This is a genomic window from Nocardia sp. NPDC050710 (genome assembly GCF_040654375.1).
Classification (GTDB): domain Bacteria; phylum Actinomycetota; class Actinomycetes; order Mycobacteriales; family Mycobacteriaceae; genus Nocardia.
Map to the genome: position 1 here is coordinate 148605 of NZ_JBFAHV010000016.1, position 26381 is coordinate 174985.

Annotated in this window: 20 protein-coding genes; 2 read left to right on the plus strand and 18 right to left on the minus strand. The window is 65.1% G+C overall.

Features of this window, described 5'->3' with window-relative positions; all coding sequences use genetic code 11:
- Positions 1-26 precede the first annotated feature (26 nt).
- Positions 27-1715: a cutinase family protein gene (locus AB0H61_RS24905; protein ID WP_357308631.1), complete on the plus strand. Its 1689-nt coding sequence runs from the start codon at positions 27-29 to the stop codon at positions 1713-1715.
- 146 nt (positions 1716-1861) lie between these two features.
- Here AB0H61_RS24905 and AB0H61_RS24910 read toward each other — a convergent pair whose 3' ends face one another.
- The 18 genes from AB0H61_RS24910 to rplJ all read right to left on the minus strand — a co-directional run bounded on the left by AB0H61_RS24910 (position 1862) and on the right by rplJ (position 24241).
- A complete protein-coding gene (locus AB0H61_RS24910; protein ID WP_357308634.1) occupies positions 1862-2500 on the minus strand; it encodes a Uma2 family endonuclease in 639 nt (212 codons plus the stop codon).
- Between the two features lie 254 nt (positions 2501-2754).
- Positions 2755-3162, minus strand: coding sequence for a PIN domain-containing protein (locus tag AB0H61_RS24915; protein ID WP_357308637.1), 408 nt, complete (start codon positions 3160-3162; stop codon positions 2755-2757).
- Positions 3159-3359, minus strand: coding sequence for a hypothetical protein (locus tag AB0H61_RS24920; protein ID WP_357308640.1), 201 nt, complete (start codon positions 3357-3359; stop codon positions 3159-3161). The genes AB0H61_RS24915 and AB0H61_RS24920 overlap by 4 nt, the downstream gene beginning before the upstream one ends.
- A gap of 71 nt (positions 3360-3430) precedes the next feature.
- The gene (locus AB0H61_RS24925; protein WP_357308643.1) at positions 3431-7384 is read right to left on the minus strand and encodes a DNA-directed RNA polymerase subunit beta'; all 3954 of its coding nucleotides are present in this window, start codon (positions 7382-7384) and stop codon (positions 3431-3433) included.
- 105 nt (positions 7385-7489) lie between these two features.
- Positions 7490-10996, minus strand: a complete 3507-nt coding sequence (locus tag AB0H61_RS24930) for a DNA-directed RNA polymerase subunit beta (RefSeq protein ID WP_357308646.1) — start codon at positions 10994-10996, stop codon at positions 7490-7492.
- Positions 10997-11472: 476 nt separating this feature from the next.
- Positions 11473-12201 carry a hypothetical protein gene (locus tag AB0H61_RS24935; protein WP_357308649.1) on the minus strand — a complete coding sequence of 243 codons (729 nt, stop codon included), beginning with the start codon at positions 12199-12201 and terminating at the stop codon, positions 11473-11475.
- An 11-nt stretch (positions 12202-12212) separates the two neighbouring features.
- The gene (locus tag AB0H61_RS24940) at positions 12213-12974 is read right to left on the minus strand and encodes a hypothetical protein (RefSeq protein WP_357308652.1); all 762 of its coding nucleotides are present in this window, start codon (positions 12972-12974) and stop codon (positions 12213-12215) included.
- A gap of 28 nt (positions 12975-13002) precedes the next feature.
- Positions 13003-14244: an MlaD family protein gene (locus AB0H61_RS24945; protein ID WP_357308655.1), complete on the minus strand. Its 1242-nt coding sequence runs from the start codon at positions 14242-14244 to the stop codon at positions 13003-13005.
- Entirely contained in the window at positions 14241-15494 is a 1254-nt protein-coding gene (locus tag AB0H61_RS24950; RefSeq protein ID WP_357308752.1) for an MCE family protein, read from the minus strand. Before AB0H61_RS24950 ends, AB0H61_RS24945 begins: the two co-directional genes overlap by 4 nt.
- Positions 15495-15532: 38 nt before the next feature.
- The gene (locus tag AB0H61_RS24955) at positions 15533-16777 is read right to left on the minus strand and encodes an MCE family protein (protein WP_357308755.1); all 1245 of its coding nucleotides are present in this window, start codon (positions 16775-16777) and stop codon (positions 15533-15535) included.
- Positions 16778-16805: 28 nt separating this feature from the next.
- Positions 16806-17816 carry an MCE family protein gene (locus tag AB0H61_RS24960; protein ID WP_357308658.1) on the minus strand — a complete coding sequence of 337 codons (1011 nt, stop codon included), beginning with the start codon at positions 17814-17816 and terminating at the stop codon, positions 16806-16808.
- Entirely contained in the window at positions 17816-18892 is a 1077-nt protein-coding gene (locus AB0H61_RS24965) for an MCE family protein (protein WP_357308661.1), read from the minus strand. Before AB0H61_RS24965 ends, AB0H61_RS24960 begins: the two co-directional genes overlap by 1 nt.
- The gene (locus AB0H61_RS24970; RefSeq protein ID WP_357308664.1) at positions 18889-20238 is read right to left on the minus strand and encodes an MCE family protein; all 1350 of its coding nucleotides are present in this window, start codon (positions 20236-20238) and stop codon (positions 18889-18891) included. The genes AB0H61_RS24965 and AB0H61_RS24970 overlap by 4 nt, the downstream gene beginning before the upstream one ends.
- A complete protein-coding gene (locus AB0H61_RS24975) occupies positions 20235-20999 on the minus strand; it encodes an ABC transporter permease (RefSeq protein ID WP_357308758.1) in 765 nt (254 codons plus the stop codon). Before AB0H61_RS24975 ends, AB0H61_RS24970 begins: the two co-directional genes overlap by 4 nt.
- A gap of 105 nt (positions 21000-21104) precedes the next feature.
- Positions 21105-21899, minus strand: coding sequence for an ABC transporter permease (locus AB0H61_RS24980; RefSeq protein ID WP_357308666.1), 795 nt, complete (start codon positions 21897-21899; stop codon positions 21105-21107).
- Between the two features lie 10 nt (positions 21900-21909).
- Positions 21910-22986, minus strand: coding sequence for an ABC transporter ATP-binding protein (locus AB0H61_RS24985; RefSeq protein WP_357308669.1), 1077 nt, complete (start codon positions 22984-22986; stop codon positions 21910-21912).
- Positions 22987-23226: 240 nt separating this feature from the next.
- Positions 23227-23604 carry a 50S ribosomal protein L7/L12 gene (gene rplL, locus AB0H61_RS24990; protein WP_357308671.1) on the minus strand — a complete coding sequence of 126 codons (378 nt, stop codon included), beginning with the start codon at positions 23602-23604 and terminating at the stop codon, positions 23227-23229.
- A 97-nt stretch (positions 23605-23701) separates the two neighbouring features.
- The gene (gene rplJ, locus AB0H61_RS24995) at positions 23702-24241 is read right to left on the minus strand and encodes a 50S ribosomal protein L10 (RefSeq protein WP_357308674.1); all 540 of its coding nucleotides are present in this window, start codon (positions 24239-24241) and stop codon (positions 23702-23704) included.
- Positions 24242-24684: 443 nt separating this feature from the next.
- Here rplJ and AB0H61_RS25000 point away from each other — a divergent pair, with 443 nt between their 5' ends.
- Positions 24685-26301, plus strand: coding sequence for an MFS transporter (locus AB0H61_RS25000; RefSeq protein ID WP_357308677.1), 1617 nt, complete (start codon positions 24685-24687; stop codon positions 26299-26301).
- Positions 26302-26381: the final 80 nt, after the last annotated feature.

A 26381-nucleotide genomic window follows, 5' to 3' on the forward strand; every position in this document is an offset into this window, starting at 1 on the left:
TTGTTCAATCGATTGGGGATCTGGACATGGCTCTTCGCGAATTCTTGGCGCGACATCGCATCGCCTCGGCGGTTGCCGCGCCCGCGGTACTGGGGGTGGCGGCAGTCGTCGCCACCTCGTTGGCATTGACATCGACGCCGCAAACCAGGGATACGCAGCTCACGACATCGGTCACGGAATGCCGCGACATGGTCACCATCTCGGTGGCCGGCCGCGGCGATACCCCCGTCGAGGGAACTACCAGATTGCTGGTCGGGGCCAACGGTGAACCATTGCCCGCCGCCCTCTCCGGTGACCACAACAGCCGATGGGTCGATCCGGTCGTCAACGCACCGGCCGATGACGTCGATCCCGGCTCGTACGCCGCCGTCTACGTCGCGTATCCGGCGAATATGGCCACCTACGAAGACGCCGTCAACAGTGGTGTTGCGAATACCGAACGGGTGATGCGCGAGATCTCGCGGGCCTGCCCCGACACCAAGTTCTCCATCGTCGGATACAGCGAGGGCGCCGATGTGGTGCGCCGCGTCGCGATGAAGATCGGCCATCAGGAAGCCGATAAGGACGGCGCCTACGGGATCGTCGATCCGGCCGATGTGGTCGGTGTCGTCATCCTCGCCGACTCGGGTCGCGCGGCGGGCGACGGGCCGTTCCCCGGTTCGAAGGATCCGTACCGCAACCCCGACGGTTTCGACCAGCAATATCAGAACGGCGCGAAGCCGGTGTCGGGTCAGGGTGCGCTACCGGGCACCAGCGGTGACTTCGGTGCGCTGAACGGCAAGATCGCGTCGTTCTGCTCCGAAGGCGATCTCACCTGCGCGGCGCCGGAGAATATCTCCCTGCTGCAATTGGTGGTCAATGTCGGCAGGCAGTTGAATGTCGACGCACTCGAACGCGAGGGGCTCACACCGGCGACCGGACAGGACGTCGCCGTCGTCCTCGGCCGCATCGCGCTGGCGGCGTTCGCCGACATCCAGTCGCAGCCGAATTGGATGCAGAGCGACGAAACCTTCCTCCAGGTACTGCTGAGGGTGTCGGATCCGGAATACAAGCCGGGCGCCGCGCCGAAGACCCCCGCAAAAGCGGATTCGATCTCGACCAACGAGATGTCGCCGCTGGCCTACCTGCCGCAGAAGGTGCTCAACGAGATCGTCGGTCTCATCGTGACGAACCAGAACACGATCCCCGTGGTCATGAGCGACCCGTACAAGCTCACCCTCGGCCCGAACCACTCCGGCCACCACTTCGACTACTGGCGTGACGCCGACTCCGGCGCAGGCAAACCCCTGACCTCCGCCGAGTACGCCGCCGCCTGGCTCACCCACCTGGCCAAGCAGGCCCAGGCGGGCAAGCAGGTCGACACGAACGCCAAGCCGGAGGAGGCGGACCTCGCCGCCGTGTACAAGGCCGTGCAGGAAACCACCGCCACCCCGACGACCACGCCGACCAAGACCGCCGCCGCGACCACCACCGCCGCCCCCACGACGACCGGCCAGGTAAGCCCGTCGACAACCCCGTCACCGACAACGACCACCCCAACGACCACGACCCCGTCGGCTGCCGCCCCGACCACGACCACGACACCCGAGGTGACAACCCCACCGGCGACGTCCGCGGTCGCAAGCCCCACCCCGACCACCACCCCACCGACGACCACCCAGCCGACCACCACGACGACGCAATCCGCGGCCCCGACGACCACCGGCGCCAGGTAAGCCGACCTCACATCGGCTTCCGGATCGTCGGACAAACAATCGGCGACCGGCTTCGAGCGAAGGCCGCGATCCGCGCGATCGCGGCCGAGCTGGGCCGTAGCCCCTCCCGCTCTCGTCGGCGGAAGGGGCCGACGACCGCCCCGGTTCTATTCGATGTCCAGATCCAGTTCCGCCCAGGTGATTTCCACCTTGACCGGGTCGATCGCCGAGACGGCCACCACCGGGTCCTGCCCGCGCAATCCGATTCTCTCGGTCACGTACGAGCCGTCCGACGTGAGTCTGAGCTGTTCGATCGACGAAACCGGGCCGTCGTCATCGACCAATCGCACCAGCCAATACTGCGGGATTCCCAGTTTGGCGTATTCGGCGCGTTTGTCGACGCAATCGGCGGTCACCGTTGTCGGAGAAACGACCTCGACGACGAGGAGCGTGTCGCTCGCAGTCGGTTTCCTGCGCCACCGACCCCGGTCCGAATCGATGCAACGGTAAAGGATCGCGTCGGGACGGCGGAAACCGAACGGAACCTCCGAGACCAACATGTCGAGGTCACCACTGGCACGTAGGCACGGACCGTCCGACGGCCTGTCCCGTATGGCTGCCCGCAGTGCGGCCTCGATCGCGCGGGCTACCGAGACATGGTTCGGCGACGGCGACTCGCGGTGCACCAGCATGCCGTCCTTGACCTCGATCGTGCGGGCCAGATCCTCGGGCATTTCGGCGTAGACGTCCAGGTCGATGACCGGGATGCCGCTCCGCAGCCACGACCAGTCGTAGGCTTCGCTCACAGCGTTCAGCGTAGGTGTAGAGCACAACTATGGCGAAGGCGCGCGGATCTTTCCCTCGACCGAAGTACGTCAGCAGACCGGCCACCGTGAAACGACGATCGCCCCGCTCCATAGAGAGCGGGGCGATCGAGACTACCTACCGATTACCGGTAGTCGCTGAAACCGTAGTCGTCCAGCGGGACGGCGGCACCGGTGGTGGCGCCGAAGCTGTCCGGGCTGTAGTACAAACACAACACCTGTCGAGCCCCAGGTACTCAGGGCAGCACGTTGATGTATTCCAATCCGGCGGTCTTGACAGCACGAAAATGGTTGTCGGCCGTCGCTATGTCCCGAATGTCGAGTCTCTCGGCGACAGCTATCAGCGACGCGTCCGCTGCGCCGAGCGGATAACTCGCGAACTGCTTCATCAGCTCGATGATCCGCTGTGTATCAACAGCTTCGAATTCCTCACGAAAGACTCCGTCGCGTACCGCTTCCATGAACTGGATCTCGGCCTGCGCGCCGGCGTATTTCTGGAGCAGGTAAGTCACCTCTGCGACCACGTATGGCGTCACGACGAAATCATCTGCTCGCCCTGCCAATACCGCCCGCATCTCCGCATGCCGCTTATCTCGTCGATTCATCACCGCAACCAAGACGTTGGCGTCGACGATCAGCGTCACTGGGCCTCGAACAGTTCGGAATCCATTCGCTCGCTGAGATCGTCAGGTCCATCGAAGGACGGCAGAGCCGCGAGCCGGTCGCCCGCGCCCCCTTGCACCAGACGGAGGAGCGCGGCACGCGCCGCAGGCGCGGCTTCGGGCTGCAACTGCTCGACCAGTCGATGCAGTTCCGGGTAGTGGTCGTACGCCACACTCATACCTCGACAATACCGTGAAACGACGATCGCCCCGCTCCATAGAGAGCGGGGCGATCGAGACTACCTACCGATTACCGGTAGTCGCTGAAACCGTAGTCGTCCAGCGGGACGGCGGCACCGGTGGTGGCGCCGAAGCTGTCCGGGCTGTAGTAGGTGTCGTCGTAGGACGGCACCGCGTACGCGGCGGCACGAGCTTCTTCGGTGGGCTGAACCTGGATGTTGCGGTACCGGTTGATGCCGGTACCGGCCGGGATCAGCTTACCGATGATCACGTTCTCCTTGAGGCCGATGAGCTTGTCGGAGCGGCAGTTGATGGCCGCGTCCGTCAGGACTCGAGTGGTCTCCTGGAAGGAGGCCGCCGACAGCCACGAATCGGTGGCCAGCGACGCCTTGGTGATACCCATCAGCACCGGACGACCCGACGCGGGCTCGCCACCCTCGGCGACCACGCGGCGGTTGGCGGCTTCGAACTCGGCGCGCTCGGTCAGCGAGCCGGGCAGGAATTCCGTTGCGCCCGAGTCGATGATGGTGACGCGACGCAGCATCTGGCGAACGATGACCTCGATGTGCTTGTCGTGGATCGACACACCCTGCGAGCGGTAGACCTCCTGGACCTCGTGGACCAGGTGGACCTGCACCTGACGGGGGCCCATGACACGCAGCACCTCGTGCGGATCCGCCGCGCCTTCCAGCAGCTGCTGGCCGACCTCGACGTGGTCACCGTCGGAGAGCAGACGCTCGGTGCCGTCGTCGTGCTTGAACACACGCAGACGCTGACGCTTCGAGAGCTTGTCGTAGACAACCTCTTCGCCACCGTCATCCGGGATGATGGTGATCTTGTAGAAGCGATCGTCGTCCTCGAGCCGCACGCGACCGGAGACCTCGGCGATGGGCGCCTTACCCTTCGGCACACGAGCCTCGAAGAGCTCCTGAACACGCGGCAGACCGCCGGTGATGTCGTCACCCGCGACACCACCCTGGTGGAAGGTACGCATGGTCAGCTGGGTACCGGGCTCACCGATGGACTGCGCGGCGACGATACCGACGGCCTCACCGATGTCGACCAGCTTGCCGGTCGCCATGGAGCGGCCGTAGCAGGTCGCACACACGCCGGTGCCGGTGGTGCAGGTCAGCACGGAGCGGACCTTCACCTCGGTGATGCCGGCGTCGAGCAGCGCCTCGAGGGCCGGGTCGCCGAGGTCGGCGCCCTTCGCCACGATGACATTGCCGTTGGCGTCCAACGCATCCGACGCGAGCGTCCGGGCGTAGGTGGAGGTCTCCACGTGCGCGTCCCGGATGATCGAACCGTCGAGCTGCTTCTCGGCGATCGGCACGATGATGCCGCGCTCGGTGCCACAGTCGTGCTCGCGCACGATGACGTCCTGCGAGACGTCCACCAGACGACGGGTCAGGTAACCCGAGTCGGCGGTACGAAGCGCGGTGTCGGCCAGACCCTTACGGGCACCGTGGGTGTTGATGAAGTACTCCAGAACCGTCAGGCCCTCACGGAAGGAGGACTTGATCGGCCGCGGGATGAACTCACCCTTCGGGTTGGTAACCAAGCCCTTCATACCGGCGAGGGTACGAGTCTGGGTGAAGTTACCGGTCGCGCCCGAGTCGACGATCGTGATGATCGGGTTGTCGGCCGGGTAGTGCGCGCGCAGCGCCTTACCGACCTCTTCGGTCGCTTCCTGCCAGATCTTGACCAGGGCGTTGTTGCGCTCCTGGTGATCGAGCGCACCACGCTGGTACTTCTTCTCGATCTGATCCGACTGCGCCTCGTAGCGCTCCATGATCTCGGTCTTCTCCGGCGGAACCAGAACGTCCGACATGGAGACCGTGACGCCGGAACGAGTGGCCCAGTAGAAGCCCGCGTCCTTCAGCTTGTCGACGGTCTGCGCGACCACGATCATCGGGTAACGCTCGGCGAGATCGTTGATGATCGTCGCCTGACGCTTCTTCGGCATCTGCTCGTTGATGAACGCGTAGTCCGCGGGCAGCAACTCGTTGAACAGCACCCGGCCCAGCGTGGTCTGGGTGGTCCACGCGTCGCCGCGGTTCCAGCCCTCCGGGAACAGCTCGGCCTCGACGTCCTTCGGCGGACGCTGGTCGATCAGCCGCACCTTGATGAGCGACCGCACGGTCAGCTCACCGCGGTCGACCGCCATCTGCGCCTCGGCGGGCGAGGAGTACACGCCCTGCTCCGCCGCGTCCTTGGTGGCCGCCTGGTACTCGCCCTTGGCGCCCTCGACGAGGCGAGTCAGGTAGTACAGGCCGGTCACCATGTCCAGACGCGGCATGGCCAGCGGGCGACCCGACGCGGGCGACAGGATGTTGTTCGAGGACAGCATCAGGATGCGGGCCTCGGCCTGCGCCTCCGCGGACAGCGGGAGGTGCACGGCCATCTGGTCACCGTCGAAGTCGGCGTTGAACGCCTCACAGACCAGCGGGTGCAGCTGGATGGCCTTACCTTCCACCAGCTGCGGCTCGAAGGCCTGGATGCCGAGGCGGTGCAGGGTAGGCGCACGGTTCAGCAGCACCGGGTGCTCGGCGATGACCTCTTCGAGGACATCCCACACCTGGGGACGCTGACGCTCGACCATCCGCTTGGCGGACTTGATGTTCTGCGCGTGGTTCAGGTCGACCAGACGCTTCATCACGAACGGCTTGAACAGCTCCAGCGCCATCAGCTTGGGCAGACCGCACTGGTGCAGCTTCAGCTGCGGACCGACGACGATGACCGAACGGCCCGAGTAGTCGACGCGCTTACCGAGCAGGTTCTGACGGAAACGACCCTGCTTACCCTTGAGCAGATCGCTCAGGGACTTCAGCGGGCGGTTACCCGGTCCGGTGACCGGGCGGCCGCGACGGCCGTTGTCGAACAGCGCGTCCACGGACTCCTGCAGCATCCGCTTCTCGTTGTTGACGATGATCTCGGGCGCACCCAGATCGATCAGTCGCTTGAGGCGGTTGTTGCGGTTGATCACGCGGCGGTACAGGTCGTTCAGGTCGGAGGTGGCGAAACGGCCACCGTCGAGCTGAACCATCGGGCGCAGTTCCGGCGGGATCACCGGAACGGCGTCGAGCACCATGCCCATGGGTGAGTTGCCATTGGCCTGGAAGGCCGCGACAACCTTGAGCCGCTTGAGCGCGCGCAGCTTCTTCTGGCCCTTACCGGTGCGAATGGTCTCGCGCAGGTTGTCGGCCTCGGCGTCGATGTCGAAGTTCTCCATCAGCTTCTGGATGGACTCCGCACCCATGGCGCCGGTGAAGTACTCGCCGTAGCGGTCGATCAGCTCGCGGTAGAGGACCTCGTCCACGATGAGCTGCTTCGGGGCCAGCTTTGTGAAGGTCGTCCAGATCTCGTCCAGCCGGTCCAGCTCGCGCTGGGCCCGGTCACGGAGCTGACGCATCTCACGTTCGCCGCCGTCCTTGACCTTGCGGCGCACATCGGACTTGGCACCCTCGGCCTCGAGCTCGGCCAGGTCGGCCTCGAGCTTCTGGGCGCGGGCCTCCAGGTCGGCGTCACGCTGATCGGCGACGGCCTTCTTCTCGACCTCCATCTCGGCTTCGAGCGTGGAGAGCTCGTTGTGACGCAGCTCCTCGTCGACACCGACGATGACGTAGGCGGCGAAGTAGATGATCTTTTCCAGATCCTTCGGCGCCAGGTCGAGCAGGTACCCGAGGCGCGAAGGCACGCCCTTGAAGTACCAGATGTGGGTAACCGGAGCGGCCAGCTCGATGTGGCCCATCCGCTCACGACGCACCTTGGCGCGAGTCACCTCGACGCCACAACGCTCACAGATGATGCCCTTGAAGCGGACACGCTTGTACTTACCGCAGTAGCACTCCCAGTCCCTGGTGGGACCGAAGATCTTCTCGCAGAACAGGCCGTCCTTCTCCGGCTTGAGCGTGCGGTAGTTGATGGTCTCCGGCTTCTTCACCTCGCCGAAGGACCATTGGCGGATGTCTTCGGCGGTGGCCAGACCGATCCGGAGTTCATCGAAGAAGTTGACGTCTAGCACGTAACTTCCTTTCCCCTATTCGGGTCGAATTCGAGCAAAAGTTCACTAGTGGGTCGAGCGCGGAGGCCGGATGTCGTCGGCGTGCACGACATCCGGCCCTGCCGCCTAGTTCGCCAAATCGTCGACGGTGGCCGCTTCGTTCCTGGACAGGTTGATGCCCAGGTTGGCCGCCGCGCGCTCCAGATCCTCGTCGTCACCGTCGCGCATCTCGATTGCCGCGCCGTCCGAAGACAGCACCTCGACATTGAGGCACAGCGACTGGAGTTCCTTGAGGAGCACCTTGAACGACTCCGGAATGCCCGGTTCCGGAATGTTCTCGCCCTTCACGATCGCCTCGTAGACCTTCACGCGGCCAACGACGTCGTCGGACTTGATGGTGAGCAGCTCCTGCAGCGTGTAAGCCGCGCCGTAGGCCTGCATCGCCCAGCACTCCATTTCACCGAAGCGCTGACCACCGAACTGCGCCTTACCACCGAGCGGTTGCTGGGTGATCATCGAGTACGGGCCGGTCGAACGGGCGTGGATCTTGTCGTCGACCAGGTGGTGCAGCTTCAGGATGTACATGTAGCCGACCGCGACCGGGTACGGGAACGGCTCGCCGGAGCGGCCGTCGAACAGGGTCGCCTTGCCATCGTCGTTGACCATGCGCTCACCATCGCGGTTCGGCAGGGTCGAAGCGAGCAAACCGGTGAGCTCCTCCTCGCGGGCGCCGTCGAAGACGGGGGTCGCGATATTGGAGTTCGACGGTGCGCCGAGCATCTCCTCCGGCAGCGCGTCGGCCCAATCGGGCCTGGTGCCGTCGGTGGCGACGTCGACCTGCCAGCCTGCCTTACCGATCCACCCGAGGTGGGTCTCCAGGATCTGGCCGATATTCATACGACGCGGCACGCCGTGCGTGTTCAGGATGATGTCGACCGGGGTGCCGTCCGGGAGGAACGGCATGTCCTCGGTGGGGAGGATCTTGCCGATAACACCCTTGTTGCCGTGCCGGCCGGCGAGCTTGTCGCCGTCCTGGATCTTGCGCTTCTGCGCCACGTACACACGGACCAGCTCGTTGACGCCCGGAGGCAGATCGTCGTCGTCCTCGCGCGAGAACACGCGGATGCCGATGACCTTGCCGGACTCACCGTGGGGGACCTTCAGCGAGGTATCACGGACCTCACGCGCCTTCTCACCGAAGATGGCGCGCAGCAGTCGCTCCTCCGGGGTCAGCTCGGTCTCACCCTTCGGGGTGACCTTGCCGACCAGGATGTCGCCGTCACGTACCTCGGCGCCGATGCGCACGATGCCGCGCTCGTCCAGATCGGCGAGCACCTCGTCGGAGACGTTCGGGATGTCCCGGGTGATCTCCTCGGCGCCCAGCTTGGTGTCGCGGGCGTCGATCTCGTGCTCTTCGATGTGGATCGAGGTGAGAACGTCCTCTTCCACGAGGCGCTGCGACAGGATGATCGCGTCCTCGTAGTTGTGGCCCTCCCACGGCATGATCGCCACGAGCAGGTTCTTGCCCAGCGCCATCTCACCGTTCTGGGTGCAGGGACCGTCGGCCAGCACCTGGCCGGTCTCGACCCGCTGACCCTCGTCCACGATCGGACGCTGGTTGGAGCAGGTGCCCTGGTTCGAGCGGTTGAACTTGCGCATCCGGTAGGACTTGCGGGTGCCGTCGTCGGCCATCACGGTGACGTAGTCGGCGGAAACTTCCTCGACCACACCGGACTTCTCGTTGACGACCACATCGCCCGCGTCCACCGCGGCGCGCAGCTCCATACCGGTGCCCACGATCGGGGACTCCGAACGGATCAGCGGAACCGCCTGACGCTGCATGTTCGCACCCATCAGGGCGCGGTTGGCGTCGTCGTGCTCGAGGAACGGGATCATCGCGGTCGCGACCGACACCATCTGGCGCGGCGAGACGTCCATGTAGTCGACCTCGGAGGCCGCGACGAGCTCGTTCTCCTCGTTGCCGCGGCGGCAGAGCACGCGGTCCTCGAGGAAGCGGCCATCGGCGTCGACCGGCGAGTTGGCCTGCGCGCGAACGTGCCGGTCCTCTTCGTCGGCGGTCAGGTACTTGACCTCGTCGGTGACCCGGCCATCGACGACCTTGCGGTACGGGGTCTCGATGAAGCCGAACGGGTTGACCCGCGCGTACACCGACAGCGAACCGATCAGGCCGATGTTCGGGCCTTCCGGGGTCTCGATCGGGCACATGCGGCCATAGTGCGACGGGTGGACGTCTCGGACTTCCAGGCCGGCGCGCTCACGGGACAGACCACCCGGGCCGAGCGCCGACAGGCGGCGCTTGTGGGTCAGACCCGACAGCGGGTTGTTCTGGTCCATGAACTGCGACAGCTGGGAGGTTCCGAAGAACTCCTTGATCGCGGCGACGACCGGGCGGATGTTGATCAGGGTCTGCGGCGTGATCGCCTCGACATCCTGGGTGGTCATCCGCTCGCGGACCACGCGCTCCATCCGGGACAGGCCGACGCGGATCTGGTTCTGGATCAGCTCGCCGACGGTGCGCAGGCGACGGTTGCCGAAGTGGTCGATGTCGTCGACCTCGACCGGCACCTCTTCGCCGCCGGGCGCGGTCATGACGCGATCACCCGAGTGCAGGCGCACCAGGTACTCGATGGTGGTGACGATGTCTTCCTTCGTCAGCACCGAGCCGGTGATCTGCTCACCCAGGTGGATGCCCAGCTTCTTGTTGATCTTGTAGCGACCGACGCGCGCCAGGTCGTAGCGCTTCTCCTTGAAGAACAGGTTCTCCAGCAGGGTCTGCGCGGATTCCTTGGTCGGCGGCTCGCCCGGACGCAGCTTGCGGTAGATGTCCAGCAGCGCCTCGTCCTGACCGGCGGTGTTGTCCTTCTCCAGGGTCGACATCATGATCTCGGAGAAGCCGAAACGCTCGACGATCTCCTCGTTCGTCCAACCCAGCGCCTTCAGCAGCACGGTGACCGGCTGACGACGCTTGCGGTCGATGCGGACACCGACGGTGTCGCGCTTGTCGATGTCGAACTCCAGCCACGCGCCGCGCGACGGGATGACGCGCACGCTGTGCAGGTCCTTCTCCGTGGCCTTGTCGACGCTGTGGTCGAAGTAGACGCCCGGCGAACGCACCAGCTGCGACACGACGACGCGCTCGGTGCCGTTGATGATGAACGTGCCCTTGTCGGTCATCATCGGGAAATCACCCATGAAGACCGTCTGGCTCTTGATCTCACCGGTGTTGTTGTTGATGAACTCAGCGGTGACGAACAGCGGAGCCGCGTAGGTCATGTCCTTGTCTTTGCACTCGTCGATCGAGGCCTTGACCTCTTCGAAACGAGGGTCGGAGAAAGACAGGGACATGGAGCCGGAGAAGTCCTCGATCGGCGAGAGCTCCTCGAGCACCTCCTCGAGTCCCCCCGAGAGCCCGACGTCGCCGCGAGCGGCGACTTTTTCACGCCATGACGGCGAGCCGATCAACCATGCAAAAGAGTCCGTCTGTAGATCGAGAAGTCCGGGCACCTCCAAGGGTTCACGGATCTTCGCGAAAGACACCCGCAACGGGGCTCCGGGGATTCCGGCAACTGCCTTGGTCTGGGTGGAGACTGCCAAGATGCGTCCTTCCAGCACCTCACGCGCGTCGCGTGGTGGTCCGCGACCGTCGCTTGTCTGCTACGAATTCCGCTGGTTACAACCCGAACGAAACTCGAACAGGCAACAACGGAAGTAACACCGGAAGGGTGGAACTCACGAGTGCAGATCGAGGTATGGACAGGAGGCAGCCAGCGCAACGTCCAAACCTACACCTATATGCACGGAGGTGTCAAAGTACCACCCGTGCGAACGTTCACGTGGCTGGCGCGCCGAGCCCTTCCGGGCCGGTAACCCTGCCCATCCGGGCAGGCATCCGAACCCTGCGCGGTACGGTGCCCCTACCCGAAACGCTGGCTGCGTCGAGGGCGACGGGGCGGCTGGAGCCACTGTGACAGCTGCCGCTGTTGTGAATAGCGTGACGGTTCGGGCGAAACTCGTCAAGTGGCGGGCCCGACCCGGCTCGGGTGAGATCGACTGCCCCGCTGGGCTTATCCCTCGCTCACCCGACGGATTCACTGGTCGACGATGTCGCTGGCCAGCCAGCGGCCATCCACCTTCTGCATCCGCAGCACCACCGGGCCGGACACGCTCTGCTGGGCAACGCCACCCTTGGTGGCACTCACCACCAAATTCACCAGCAACTCGGCTCGATCATCGGTGAGCAATGTCACACCGATGGGATCGGCCTTGGCATCGGCGCTGGTCTGGGCCTGTTTGATGGCGTCGACGGTGGTTCCGGAGAACTTGTCCAGATCGCTCAGCATGGTGCCGGTGACGACCGAGCGGACCGCGGCCTCGTAGCCGTCGATGTTCTTGATGTCATAGCCGTAGATGGTCCGCAGCGCGTGATCGGCGGCGGCACGCACTTCCTCGGTGGCCGCGGAGTCGAGGAAGGCCTTGTTCGAGTCGTTCACGCCGGGACGGAAGGCCGCGAGGACCGCGAATCCGGTCACCAACACTGCGGCCACCAAGCAGCCAACGACCACCGTCCACGATGATCCGGTACCCCCACGTGGCAGGCGCAGCCTGCGGACGCCGCTGAAGCGGCCCCGTGGCGCGGCCGAATCCGTCTCGGTGCGGACACCCGGCACGGCGGGCTTGCGCGTGCCGGTGGTCGCGGTGGGGCGCGTTGTGCGCGTTCCCGCGACGGAGCGCGCCGTGGGGCGTGCGGTGGATCCGGCGGCCGACGTGGCGGGTCGCCGCTTGGAGGTCACCCGGTTGACCGGTTTACGAGAATTCAACGCGGTTCCTCCTACGATCCCGGCCGCGGCGCCGCGGGTGCGCCTTCCGGAGCTCCCTGGCCCGTCGCGGGCGACTGCGCGGGCTGACCGAGGCCGCTGGGGCCGGGGCCGTCCAGCAGAACCGGCTGCGCCAGCGAGGCGACCTGTTCGGCCTTCCAGACTTCGCCGTCCTTGGTCATCTCCAGGCTCCAGGTGTAGCGATAGTCGGAGACCGATTTATCCGGCTTGGATTCGGTCACCTGCAGCACCACCAGCGCGGAGGCCTTGTCCCGTTCGCTGTTGAGCGCGGTCAACGACGCGCCGAGCACCTTGGACTTCATGCCGACGCCCGACTGAGTGGCCATCTGCTCGGACTGCTGCTGATTCTTCTGCGCCGATTCCAGGATCGGGCCGGTCATCGAGGACCGGGCCAACGCCAGCGAGCCGGGCACATCGTCGAGGTTGATCGACGTCATATTGATCGCGGCCTGGCGCGCGGCGTCGAGGGCGCTGTCCCGAGCCGAGGCGCGCGGGCCGTCGGTGAAGAACGCGGCCTTGGCCCAGCCGGTCCCGAACCAGAGTGCGGCGATCAGCGCCACCACGAGTGCGCCGACCGCCACCGCGGTCGCCGCGACGGGCGCCCGGGTCACCGCGCGCGGCGCGGACGCGGAATCGGAGGCCGCGGCGGCGGGCGCCGTCACCTCGGGCGCCATCACCTCCGCCGCCGTGGCATCGGATTCCGCGGAGTCCGGTTCGGTCACCCCCGGCAGTTCCTTGGAAAGGTCGATGTTCACGACTGCACCCTAACGTCGTCGGTCCTGGTCACCGCTTCGGCGTGACTCCCAGCAGGGTGGCCATCTGCGCGGCGATGGGATTCAGGTTCAGCTTTTCCGGATCGGTCTTGGGAACGTCGTCCCATGGCTGCGGGATACTGGGATCTGCCAGATCAGCCCGCGCGCCGCCGCGCACCGCGGTCGGATTACCCTGCGGCACAGTGCACTTCGCGTCCATATTGAACGGGAACTCGTCCTTCGAGTCATCGAAGTCCGGATTCTGCGCCTTCATTTGTTCGAGAATCTGATGTGTTCCCTCGTATCCGACGGTACAGGCGGGCGGATTGTTCACCTCGAGCACCAGGCCGAAGTGGCTGGTGCTGTCGCCCGGCGCGGTGGCCGAGGCGCCGACCGACAGCTGCGGCAACATGATCAGCAGCGGCTGCAGCGCGTAGAACTTCGGTGAGATGGCCTTCAGCAGCGACTGCAGGTTGGCCAGATCCTCGGTGAGAGCGCCGCCGCTTTCCTCCAGCAGCGCACCGATCTGCTCGCCCGCGTCGATGCCGGTGCCGATCAGCCTGCGCACCGCCGGGTCGCTGGAGCGCAGTTGCGCCGTGAGCTTGTCCAGGCCATCGCTGAACTGCCGGATCGCGGCCGACTGGTCGGCCTGGGTGCCGAGAGCCACCTTGCCATCGCGGATCAACCGAATCGTCTGCGGCAATGTCTCGTGGAAGGTCACGGTGAAGTTGTTCAGCGATTCGACGAAGACCTTGAGGTCGTCACCCTTGCCATTGAAGGCCCTGCCGAGCTCGGTCACGGTCGTGTTCAGCGCGACCAGGTCCACCGAACTGGTGAAATGGTCCACGCTGGCGATCAGTTCCTCCACCGAGATCGGGGTGGTCGCCCCGACGATCACCGAGCCGTCCTTCAGATAGGGACCGCTGGCGGTATCCGGCTGCAGATCCACGTACTGCTCGCCGATGGCCGAGCGGTTCGCCACCACGGCCTTGGCCGAGGCCGGGATCTTCGGGGCGCCGGACTCGATGTCGAGCGTCATGGCCACGCCTTCGGGCCTGAGTTCGAGATCTCCGACCCGGCCTACCGGGACGCCACGATAGGTCACCTCGGCGCCCTTGTAGATGCCGCCGGTCTCCTTCGCCTCCACCTTGACGTGGTAGAGCCCGAATCCCAGCATTTCGTCCAGCCGGACGTAGCGGGCGCCGACGAAGGCGACACCGAGTACGGCGATCAACCCGAAGGCGATCAACTGGTAGCGCACCAGACGGGTCATCGCTGGCCTCCCTCTCCGCCGACGCCGAACTGCTCCAGCAGCGGCCCGAGCGGATTCGGGACCTCGGGCACGCCGAGCGGCGGGACCGCCGCCATCGTGGGCGGCAACGGGAACAGCGAGATGGTCGGCCAGCCCGGACGCGGACCGTTGCCGCCGTAGTACGGGTTGGTCGGGTTCACCGGAACCGGGCGACCGACCGGCGGGATGTAGACCGGATCACCCTTGCCCACACCGAGATTGCTCAGCGTGACACCGATCTGCTGGTCCACCGAGAGCCAGGTATTGACCTGACCGCCGAAGGTGCCCTCCAGCGTGGCGTCCGGGAACGGGTAGGTCGGCACCAGCGGCAGCGCGGTCACCAGATCCGGTGCGGCCCGACCGAGTTCCTGCAGCGTCGGCCGCAGCGCGGTCAGGCCCACGATGAGATCGTTCTTCGAGGTGTTCAGCACGTCGAAACCGGCCTCGCCCACCCGGTCGAGCTGGGTCAGCAACGAAATCAGTTCGGGCCGTTGCTCATTGAGGATCTTGATGCCCTCCGGCAACTCGTCCAGGATCTTGCCGATCTGGTCGGTCTGAGCGCTCACCCGACTGCTCAGCGTTGCGAGGCCGTCGATGGCCCTGGTGATGTCGTCGACCTGCGCGTCCAGCCCGGCAATGAGGATATTGGCCTGCTCGATCAGCGAACGCACCTTGTCCTCGCGTCCGCCGAGTGTCTTGTTCAGCTCGGTGACAATGGGCTGTAGCTGCGCCACCCCGCCACCGTTGAGCAGCAAGGACATCGCGCCGAGCACCTGCTCGATCTCGGTGGCGTGCCGGGTGTGCTCGACCGGAATGACCGAGCCGTCGGTCAGCTTGTTCGGATCCGGATCGGCGGCGGGCTCGGAGAGCTCGATGAACTTCTCGCCCAGCAGATTCGACTGCCGCACCTCGGCCCGCGCATTGGCGGGCAGATCGACCGAGGAATTCACCAGGGTGCGCACGCTGGCGGTCCACTGATCCCTACCGAGGGTGATCTCCTCGACCCGGCCCACCGGCACGCCCTCGACCTTCACCGCGGACTGCGGCACCAGGTCGAGCACATCGTCGAACTGGATATCGATGGTCATCGGATGCTCCCCGACATCGGCGCCACCGGGCAGCGGGACGCTGTAGATACCGTTGGAGGCACATGAACCGACCAGGGCCGTGGTCGCCGCGACAATGACCGCGACACCGAAACCGCGTGCGGCGCCCCGGATCCCACCGGCCATCCGGCCGCCACCCCTCATCGAATCGCTACGCGATGCACTCATCGCCCACCTTCTTGCTCGGACGGCGGCAGCTGGTCGGACGGGGTACCGGGAACGGTGCCCGGCACCGGATCACGCTGCTGGTTCTCACCGCTGAGGATGCCGAACGGCAGAATCAGCGTCGGGGTCTTCACCCCAGCGGTGATCTGGTCGGTGATCTCCTTGCAGTGCTCCAGCACTGGACGCATCTGCTTACCGATGGCCTCGAATTTCGGGTCACCCGGCATCAGCTTGGACAGATCGAGCATCTTGCAGACCACCCCGAACGGATCCTGCAGATCGGTGAAATTGGCTCGCATATCGAGGGTGCCGGATTCGCCGTTGTGGATATTGATCAGGTTGCTCAGCGCCACCGGCAGCACCGGAAGGGCGGCGGCGAGATCATCGCGCTGGTCGGCGAGTGTCTTGGTGAGCGTGGTCAGCGCCTCGGCATTGTCGGCCAGCAGAGCCCGATTCTCGTCGATGAACCGTGCGACATCGCCGAGCGCGACCGAGAGCAGTTGCAGTGCGTCGCCGAGATTCTGGCGTTCGTCGGCGAGGAAGCCCGCCAGATCCGCGAGCTGGGTATTGAACTCGCGCACCTGCTGGTCATTGGCGGCCAGCATGCTCACGAAGCTCTGCAGGTTCTTCACCGTCTCGAAAATGTCGCCGCGCGCATCGGAGAGATAGCGAGTGGCATTGCTCAGCTGGGTGATGCTGTTGGCCAGCGCCTCGCCATTGCCCGCCAGATTCGCCGCCGAGGTGCGGACCAACTGGTTCACCGCGCCCTCTTTATTGGCGCCGTTGGGGCCGAGGGCATCCGAGAGCTCGGCAATGCTCTTGTACAGCTGATCGACCTCGACCGGGGTGACGGTGCGATCCTTCGGGATGGTCGCGTTGCGCTCCATCTTCGGGCCGCCCCGGTAGACCGGGGTGAGCTGGATGTAGCGGTCGGAGACGACCGACGGCGTGATCTGCGCGGCCTGTGCGTCGGCGGGCACGTCGTATTTACGATCGACGCTCATTACTACCTTGACCTGGTCACCCATCGGCTCGACCGAATCGACCGAACCCACCGGCACGCCGAGGATCCGCACGTCGGAGCCCTCGTAGATGCCGACCGAGCGATCGAAGTACGCGGTGATCTTGGTCGTGTTGAGCCGGTCGAACAGCCACCACAGGACGCCGACCGCCACCAGCGCGGCGATCAGGCCGATCGCGATACCCGCTTTGGTGCCGCGGCCGGAATTCCGCAGAGCGGTCAACGGCTCGTTGCGCCAGTTCCCCGCCACGTCAGTTACCTCCCAAAGTGCGCACCGGCGGCCGATACCCGGGGATCTCGGGCAGCGCGGGCGGGATCAGATTGGTGATCACCGCGTCGAACCAGCGGCCGGTGCCGAGCACGTTCGCGTACAGGCCGTAGAACGGCGCGGCCAGCTCGAGTGTCCTGGAGATGTTCTGCTGGTTGGCGTTCAGCAACTCGATGGCGCCGAGCAGATTCGTCAGCGCGGACCCCATCTGCTCCTCGTTGTCGTGCACCAGCGCGGTCAACTCAGCGGCCACCGTCTGAGCTCCGGTGAGCAGCTGATGGATGGCCTGCTGTCGAATATTCAGCTCGGTCAGCAGCTGTCCGCCGGAAGCGAGCAACCGCTCGAATTCGGCATTGCGGTCGGCGAGTATCTGGGTGGTCTCCCGGGTCGCCCTGAACATCCGCCTGAGCTCCTCGTCACGCTTCGCGAGGGTTTCCGAGAGCCGGGCCACGCCGTCGATGGATCCGCGGATATCCGGCGGCGTGGTCGCGAACGCTTCGGAGAGCACCTGCATGCTGGTCGCGAGCTGGGCGGTGTCGATCTGGTCGATATTCCTCGCGGCGTCGGTGAACGCGTCCACCACGTCGTACGGGGATACCGTGCGCGACAACGGAATCGGCTTATTGGGATCGGCCGGGCGCGAGCCCCTCGGATCCAGCGCCAGATACTTCTGCCCGAGCACCGTCTTGATCTGAATGGAGGCGGTGGTCTCATTGCCGATCCAGGCGTCCTGGGTACGGAAATCGACGAGCACCCGGTCACCATCGAGGCGAACCCCGTCGACCTGGCCGACTTTGACGCCCGCGATGCGGACTTCATTGCCCTTCTTCAGACCCGCCGCCTCGGAGAATTCCGCGGTGTACTTGGAACTCGCCCCGATGATGGGCAGTCGATCCAGGAAGAACGCCGACACCGTCACCAGCAGCACCATGGCAAGACCGAGCACACCCATGAAGGCGGGGCTGCGCTTGCCGAGCAATATCCGGTCGTCCATCAGCGGGCCTTCCCGTGGCAGCGCGGCGCGGCGTTGGTGTACAGCGGTTGGTTGATCGTCGGCATCCCGGCGGGCAGATTGAGCTGCGGCGCGTCCACGGCGCCCGGCCCCACCACGATGTCGATACCGCAGAGGTAGAACTGGAACCAGGAGCCGTAACTGCCGACGCGGCCGAGCTTCTCCATCTTCACCGGCAAGGTAGCCAGGGTCTGGTTCACCTCGTCCGAACGCTCGTTCAGGGTGCCGGTGAGCTGACTCAGTCCGGCGATCGAACCCTGCAGGGTCGGGCGGACCGGGACCAGCAGGTCCGCGGTGGCCGTGGCCAGGTTGCCCAGTGAGCTCACCGAACGGCCGACCACGTCGCGTTCCGCGGCCAGGCCGCTGACCAGTGCCTCGGTATTCACGATGAGCTGATCGAACTGATCATCGCGCTGATTGACCGTCTCGAGCACCAAGGTCAGATCCTTGACCAGTTCGCCGATCACCGCGTCCTTATCGGCGATCTTGTTGGTCAGACTGGCCGTGGAGGCGACCAGATCCCGGATGGTGCCCTGCTCGCCCTGGAAGACCTGGATGATCTCGTAGGACAGCTTGTTCACGTCTTCGGCGGTCAGCGTGCGGAACAGCGGACGGAAACCGTTGAACAGCGTGGTCAGATTGAGCGCCGGATTGGTGTGATCCAACCCGATGGTGGCGCCCTCGTTCAGCTTGCGCCCTTGCTCACCCGTGCCCTGCTCGAGCGCGATGTAGCGCTGGCCCACCAGGTTCCGGTATCGGATGGTGGCCGTGGTCGAAGCGGGCAGCCAATCGCGGTCCTGGAGTTCGAACTCCACCTCGGCCTGGCGCTTGTCGACGATCTTCACGCCGGTGACCTTGCCGACCCGCACACCGGCGATGCGCACCTCATCACCGGGGTTGAGCGAGGTGACATCGGTGAAGCGGGCCTTGAACGGGGTGCCGCCGCCGGTGTAGTTGGCGATGGACAGGCCGAGCATGGTGGTCACGAACAACGTCACCACCACGAAGATGAGCAGTTTGGTCAGCGGCCCGCCGAGGCCGCGCAACTTCTCCTTCATCGGACACTCACCTCGCTGCCGCGGAACGCCGGCGCGCCCGCCCTGGTCATCCAGCCGGGCACCTGCTCAGGCGAAACGCCGAGCGCCGCACCGTAGATCGCACCCAGCGAATGCTGTTCGCCCGGCGAACCCGCGAGCGTCGGCACCTGCCCGGCCGGGAAGACGCCGAGCTGCGGCTCCGGCAGATAGCCGGTGGTCTGGTCGCCGGGGTTGCGGCTCGGTACCGCGTAGGAGCCATCGTTGCCGGGGCCGCCGATGTACTGACCCACATCGACGCCGAGCGGATATTCGGCCACACACCACGGGCCCCTGGTGTCGAACCAGCGCGGCTCGTCCTGATTGGGCAGGTACTTGCCGCGGGTGTTGACCAGCTCGATGGTCACTCGGGAGCCGGGACGATCGGTGCCCGTGCCGAACAGCTGGTCGATACGCGGCTTCATCTGCGCGAAGTTCGCAAACGTGCAGGCGTAGGTCGGCGAGTACTTGGCCAGCAGCTCGAGCGCGGGCCGGGAGTCGGCCGCGAGATTGATGATGTTGTCGCGATTGGCGATCAGGAAGTCCGCTGTGCTCGACGAGGTCGGCGTCAATGTCGCGTAGAGGGTGTCGATATCCGAACGGCGCTGCACGATGGTCGCATTCGTGGTGCGCAGGTTGTCCAGCGCATCGATCAGCTGCGGCGCGGCGTCGGCGTAGGTGGCCGCCACCGTCGCGAAGCTCCGCAGACCCTCCTGCAGCTCCGGCAGCACCCCGTTGACATCACGGAAGATGGTGTCCAGCTTTTCCAAGGTTTCGCCGAGCGCCTGGCCCTGGCCGGCCAGCGCCTGCGACAGCGCGCCGAGGGTAGCGGCGAGATCCTGCGGCGGAATCGCCTGCAGTAGCGGCATCAGGTCGTCGAGCAGCTTGCTGACCTCGATCGCATTGCCGCTCTTGTCCTGATAGAGCGTGACGCCGTCGGTCAGATGCTGCGGGCTGGGATCCTCGGGGATCATCAGGTCCACATAGCGCTCACCGAAGAGCGTCTTAGGTAGCAGCCGCGCGGTCGCGTTGACCGGGATCTGATCGGCCTTATTCGGGTCGATCGCCAGATCCAAGGTCACCTTGCCGGCCTCCGAACGGCTGGACCGTACCTCGCCGACATTGATGCCGCGGACCTTCACATCCGCGTTGCGGGTCAAGGCATTACCGACGCTGTCGGTGATCAGGTCGACGTCGACCGTCTTCACGAACTGCTTGTTGTAGATCGCTGCGGTGGTCCAGAAGAAGAGGGCCACGACCACGAAGAACGCGATACCGAGAACGCGTGAGCGCAGCTTCTCCCTTCTTCGCCGCGCCAGCTCGCTTGTCATCCCGCCACCCGCACTGTTGTCGTAGTTCCCCAGATGGCCAGGCTCAGGAAGAAGTCGAGCACGTTGACCAGCACGATGGCGGCGCGCACCGCGCGACCCACCGCGACGCCGACCCCGGCCGGACCGCCGGTGGCGTTGAAGCCGTAGTAGCAGTGCACCAGGATGATCACGAACGCGAAGACCAGCACCTTGAGGAACGAATACAACACGTCCTCGGGTGGTAGGAACAGGCTGAAGTAGTGGTCATAGGACCCGCTGGATTGCCCGTTGAACCAGATACTGATCATTCGAGATGCGATGAAGGTGCCGAGCAGGCCGACGACATAGAGCGGAATGACCGCGACAAAGCCCGCGATCACCCGGGTGGTGACCAGGAACGGCACGCCCGGCACCGCCATCACTTCGAGCGCGTCGATCTCCTCGGAAATCCGCATGGCGCCCAATTGCGCGGTGAAACCACATCCCACCGTCGCCGAGAGCGCCAAAGCCGCCACCAACGGCGCGATTTCACGCGTATTGATGTAGGCGGTGAGGAAGCCGGTCAGCACCGAACTGCCGAGCGAGTCCAGCGCCTTGAAGCCCTGCAGGCCGACCACGACGCCGACCGAGCCGGACATGAAGACGATGACGCCGATGGTGCCGCCGATTACCGCGAGCGCACCGCTTCCGAAGGTCACTTCGGCCAGCAGCCGCATGACCTCCTTGCGGTAGTGCACCGCGGTGCGCGGAATCCAGGCGATGGCGCGCGAGTAGAACGACATCTGGTCGCCCGCGCGGTCGATGACATTCAGTGGCGCGCGAACGATCTCGCCCGCCCGGCGAGTCGTCTTGGCTAGAACCGGGCTGCGGTAGGAGGTCGCCATGGATCATGCACCCTTGGCGGGGACGACCTGCAGATACACCAACGTCAAAACCAGATTGACGAAGAACAGCACCAGGAACGTGATAACGACGGACTGATTCACCGCGTCACCGACTCCTTTCGGGCCCCCTTTGGGATGCAACCCTTTGTATGCGGCGATCACACCGGCGAGCAGGCCGAATATCAGCGCCTTGATCTCGCCGATCCAGAGGTCCGGCAACTGCGCCAGCGCTGAGAACGACGAGAGATACGCGCCGGGCGTGCCGCCCTGCAACAGCACGTTGAAGAAGTAGCCGCCCGCGATGCCGACGACCGATACCAGGCCGTTCAGCAGCACCGCGACCAGCATCATGCCGAGCACCCGCGGTACCACCAGTCGCTGGATCGGATCGACGCCGAGGACTTCCATCGCGTCGATCTCCTCGCGGATGGTGCGCGAGCCGAGGTCGGCGGCGACCGCCGACCCGGCCGCGCCCGCGATGATCAGCGCGGTCACGACCGGGGCGGCCTGCTGCACGGTGGCCAGCACGCTGGTGGCGCCGGTGAAGGATTCGGCGCCCAGCTGCTTGATCAATGAGCCCGTCTGCAGCGCCACGACGGCGCCGAACGGGATTGCGACGAGCGCACTGGGCAGGATCGAGACACTCGCGATGAACCACGATTGCTCGATGAACTCCCGCCACTGGAACGGCCGTTTGAAGCTCTTGCGGACAACATCAATGAACAGCGCAAAGATGTTGCCCGCCTGCGCAAACGCCGACTCGACTGGAGTCCGCACACGCGCGAGGTTCCGGTTCACGCGCCGTATGTTACCCGTTAGTTGTGTTGTGGCGCACTGTTGAATCGAACGCGCCGCCCTGGTATGTACCAAGATCGCCGCTGTTGTAAGCCATCACCTGTGTATCGTCGTTCTCCGCGAGCGATTCACGGATCGCCACCTGGGCCGCGTGCGGCAGCGTGTGCAGAATTTCCTGGACGCGCGCCTTGCGGCGAGCAACCGCCTGGCGCACCGGCATGCCCGGCTGCGCCTTCATCTGCGGGATGATGCCCTCGACCTCTTCGGCGCCACCGTGGTGGTGACCGGCGTCGACCATGGCCTGCTCGCGGGCCATCTGCGCCTCGTCCTTCTCCTCGGACATGCCGATCGGGCCGATCATGCGGCCGTTGAGGAACTGCTTGACCACCGGCTCCTCCGAGGTGAGCAGCACCTCGCGCGGGCCGAACATGACCAGCTGGCGACGGAACAGCATGCCGATGTTGTCCGGCACGGTGCGGGCCAGGTTGATGTTGTGGGTGACGATCAGGATCGTGGCGTCGATCTGGGCATTGATATCGATCAACAGCTGCGACAGGTACGAGGTACGTACCGGGTCCAGACCGGAGTCCGGCTCGTCGACCAGGATGATCTGCGGGTCCAGCACCAGGGCGCGGGCCAGACCCGCGCGCTTGCGCATACCACCGGAGATCTCGCCGGGCAGTTTGCCCTCGGCGCCGAGCAGACCGGTGAGCTCGAGCTTCTCCATCACGATCTTCTTGATCTCGGATTCGCTCTTCTTCGTGTGCTCACGCAGCGGGAAGGCCACATTGTCGAAGAGGTTCATCGAGCCGAACAGCGCGCCGTCCTGGAACAGCACACCGAAGAGCTTGCGGATCTCGTAGAGCTCCTTATTGGAGCACGTGGTGATATCGGTGCCGTCGATATAGATCGAGCCGCGCTCCGGGCGCAGCAAACCGATCAGAGACTTCAGGAACACAGACTTACCGGTACCCGACGGGCCCAGCAGGGCGCTGACCTCACCGGAAGGCAAAGTCAGTGAGACATCCTGCCAAATACGCTGCGAACCAAATGATTTGGTTACACCCTCGGTCCTGACCTCGACGCCCACGCCAACCTCCACATATTCTCAGCGAGCAGCCCACCGGCGAACCGCGTGCTCGGTCATCGCGGTGTGCGTGTCACAGTGGGTTCGGTCACTGTATCCCAAGAACGAGACGCGGCACACCCCAACCTGACCGAAGAGTAACCCAGACATCCTCTCAATATTCACAATGCGATCGCACACGCGTCGGAATGCAAAACGGGCGGCCCCCAATGGGGACCGCCCGTTCGATGTAATTCGATCGAATTACTTGACCGAAACCTTGGCGCCGGCCTCTTCCAGCTTCGCCTTGGCGGCCTCGGCGGCGTCCTTGGCGACCTTCTCCAGGATCGGCTTCGGGGCACCCTCGACCAGGTCCTTGGCTTCCTTCAGGCCCAGGCCGGAGACGATCTCGCGGACCACCTTGATGACCTGGATCTTCTTCTCGCCCGCACCCTCGAGGATGACGTCGAACTCGTCCTGCTCTTCGGCGGCCTCGGCCGGAGCGGCAGCGCCGACAGCGGCGACGGCGACCGGAGCAGCGGCGGTGACCTCGAACTTCTCCTCGAACTTCTTGACGAAGTCCGACAGCTCGAGCAGGGTCATGTTGCCGAAGGTCTCGAGCAGTTCGTCAACGTTGGCCATTGTTGTTTTCCTTTCGGTAGATGTTGTCTATGTGGGCGATTCGCTGGCGAGTCACCCGGTGTATTGAATTCGCGGCGCTCGCGGCTCCGCGCGGGTGTTACTCGGCGGCTGCTGCGCCTTCTTCGGCCTGCTTCTTCTCCAGCAGCGCGGCGGCCAGGCGGGCCACCTGCGAGGCGGGAGCGTTGAACAGACCGGCGGCCTTCGCCATGTTGCCCTTCATGGCGCCGGCCAGCTTCGCCAGCAGCACCTCGCGGGTCTCCAGGTCGGCGATCCGCTCGACCTCGGACACGGACAGCGCAGCGCCGTCCATGTATCCGCCCTTGATGATGAGCGCCTTGTTGTCCTTGGCGAAGGTCTTGAGGGCCTTCGCGGCGTTGACCGGCTCACCCTTGATGAAGGTGATCGCGGTCGGTCCGACGAACAAGTCGTCCAGGCCCTCGACGCCCGCCTCGGCGGCCGCACGCTTGACCAGGGTGTTCTTGGCGACGGAGTACGTGGCGTCGGCGCCGAGCGCGCGACGCAGCTCGGTGAGCTTGCCGACCGACAGACCACGGTATTCCGTGACAACGGTGGCAGTGGAGCTCTTGAACTGCTCCGCGATCTCCTCGACCGCGGTGACCTTCTCGGGTTTTGCCATACTTCGCCTCCTCTCTGGATGTCGGTTCGTTGACGAACTTCCGAAAACCAGGGGGCCTGCGACAAAACAAACGCCCCGGACGCAGAGCGTTCCGGGGCGCACAGGAAACATCGATCCGGTCTTACCGGATCAAAGTCCCGACCTCGGCTCTCCCTGCGTGGGCCGCCGGCGATGTTGCCGGACCTTCGACCGAACCCATGGCGGGATCGGCGACCAACGGTCTTCGGTAGAACGGATTGGGTAGCGATCGAACTCGTCGATAACTGACGTCCAATGTACCTGGACGGTTCCCCATCTGCCAAAACGGACCCCCGGAAGGCGTAATCGAGGCCGATCGGCATCCGAATTGTTGTGTCGCGGATCACATTTCACGGGTGAATGTGTCCGAAGTCGCGGGATAAAGGTGTTACCAACGGTGACAGTTACTGCTTGACTGCTGAACTATGGCAACCTCCATAGTCGATCCACCGGTGCTGCTGGAGCGACGGATGCACCGCTTCCTCGCCCTGGCCGTGATCTGCCTGGCCGAACTGCTCGTTGTCCTCGACAACACCATCGTCAACGTGGCCCTACCCTCCATCGGCGTCGAATTGCGCACGAGCGTCAGCGGTTTGCAGTGGGTAGTGGACGCGTACACGCTCACATTCGCCGGACTGCTGCTGGCCTTCGGCAATCTCGGCGACCGCTACGGGCGGCGCAAGGTCATGGCGATCGGGCTGCTCGGCGTGGCCGCGATGTCGATCGTCGGTGCGCTCTCCGACTCCATGGGCAGCGTGATCGCGGCCCGCGCGGCCATGGGCGTCTTCGCCGCGGCGGTCTTCCCCGCGACGCTGGCGCTGATCATCAATATCTTCACCGACCGGCGCGAACGAGCGCTGGCCATCGCGGCGTGGACCGCCATGGCGGGCTTCGCCATTGCGATCGGGCCGATCTCCGGCGGCTGGCTGCTGGAGCACTTCACCTGGCATTCGGTCTTCTGGATCAATGTGCCGGTGGCGCTGTTCGCGCTGGCCGCCACCCTGATCTGGGTGCCGGAATCCCGTTCCTCCGAGGTGGGCAGGCTCGACCCGCTCGGCATCGTGCTATCCGTCGCCGGCATCACGCTGCTGGTCTGGTCGATCATCGAGGCGCCGCATTACGGGTGGACGTCGGCGACCACGCTGGGCACCGGCGCGCTCGGCGTCATCCTGCTCGCCGCCTTCATTGCCTGGGAATTGCGCACCGCCGCACCGATTCTCGATATGCGATTGTTCCGCAACCGCCGTTTCTCGATGCCCGCATTATCGATTGCCGTCGGCTATTTCTCGATGTTCGGCTTCCTGTTCCTGATCACCCAATATTTCCAAGGGGTGCGTGAATACACGCCACTCGAATTCGGTATCGCCTCACTGCCATTCGCCTTCTCGGTGGCAATCGGCGCGCCCATTGCCACGCTGCTCGCGCAGCGGCTCGGCACCACGCCGGTCATCGTGTTGGGATTGCTGCTCACCGGACTCGGGCTGTACCTCGGCGGCCAGGTGACCGTGGACAGCGCCTATGTCACCGATGTACTGCCCTCGATGGTGTCGATGGCGCTCGGTCTCGCGATCGTGCAGGGACCCGCCACCGAATCCATCATGGGTTCACTGCCTTTGAACGAGGCGGGTGCGGGCTCCGCGGTCAACGACACCACCCGCGAAATCGGCGGCACCCTCGGTGTCGCGGTGCTCGGCTCGATCGTCGCCTCCTACTACACAACCCGCGTGACACCGCTACTGGACAAGGTGCCGAGCGCACTGATGAACGAGGACCAGAAGAGCCTGGTCGCCGCCAGCCCCCTCAGCGTCCTCGAAATGCGCAAACGCGAACTGCCCTCCTTCCTGGAGAGCCAGCGCGAAAACCTGATCACCGCCATGAAAACCGCCGCCCTCCAGGGTTCGCACACCGCCTCCCTGGTAGCCGCGGGCGCCGTCATAACCTGCGCCGCCATCGTCGCGCTGTTCCTCCCCTGGGGCGTCCACGAGGGCGAATCAGTTCTCCTCGGCTGGCGCAAATCCGAAACACCACCCCCACCCGCCTGACCGATACCCGGCCCTACAGACCCCGCACACGCTGCACAGGGGCTCTACCCTCTGTGCAGCGTGGAATGTGTCTGTGAGGC

Coding starts and splice junctions, on each gene's coding strand:
- AB0H61_RS24905 (WP_357308631.1), top strand. CDS start 27: ATGGCTCTTCGCGAATTCTTGGCGCGACATCGCATCGCCTCGGCGGTT.
- AB0H61_RS24920 (WP_357308640.1), bottom strand. CDS start 3,359: ATGAGTGTGGCGTACGACCACTACCCGGAACTGCATCGACTGGTCGAG.
- AB0H61_RS24945 (WP_357308655.1), bottom strand. CDS start 14,244: ATGACCCGTCTGGTGCGCTACCAGTTGATCGCCTTCGGGTTGATCGCC.
- AB0H61_RS24950 (WP_357308752.1), bottom strand. CDS start 15,494: ATGGCCGGTGGGATCCGGGGCGCCGCACGCGGTTTCGGTGTCGCGGTC.
- AB0H61_RS24960 (WP_357308658.1), bottom strand. CDS start 17,816: ATGGACGACCGGATATTGCTCGGCAAGCGCAGCCCCGCCTTCATGGGT.
- AB0H61_RS24965 (WP_357308661.1), bottom strand. CDS start 18,892: ATGAAGGAGAAGTTGCGCGGCCTCGGCGGGCCGCTGACCAAACTGCTC.
- AB0H61_RS24970 (WP_357308664.1), bottom strand. CDS start 20,238: ATGACAAGCGAGCTGGCGCGGCGAAGAAGGGAGAAGCTGCGCTCACGC.
- AB0H61_RS24975 (WP_357308758.1), bottom strand. CDS start 20,999: ATGTCGTTCTACTCGCGCGCCATCGCCTGGATTCCGCGCACCGCGGTG.
- rplL (WP_357308671.1), bottom strand. CDS start 23,604: ATGGCCAACGTTGACGAACTGCTCGAGACCTTCGGCAACATGACCCTG.
- rplJ (WP_357308674.1), bottom strand. CDS start 24,241: ATGGCAAAACCCGAGAAGGTCACCGCGGTCGAGGAGATCGCGGAGCAG.
- AB0H61_RS25000 (WP_357308677.1), top strand. CDS start 24,685: ATGGCAACCTCCATAGTCGATCCACCGGTGCTGCTGGAGCGACGGATG.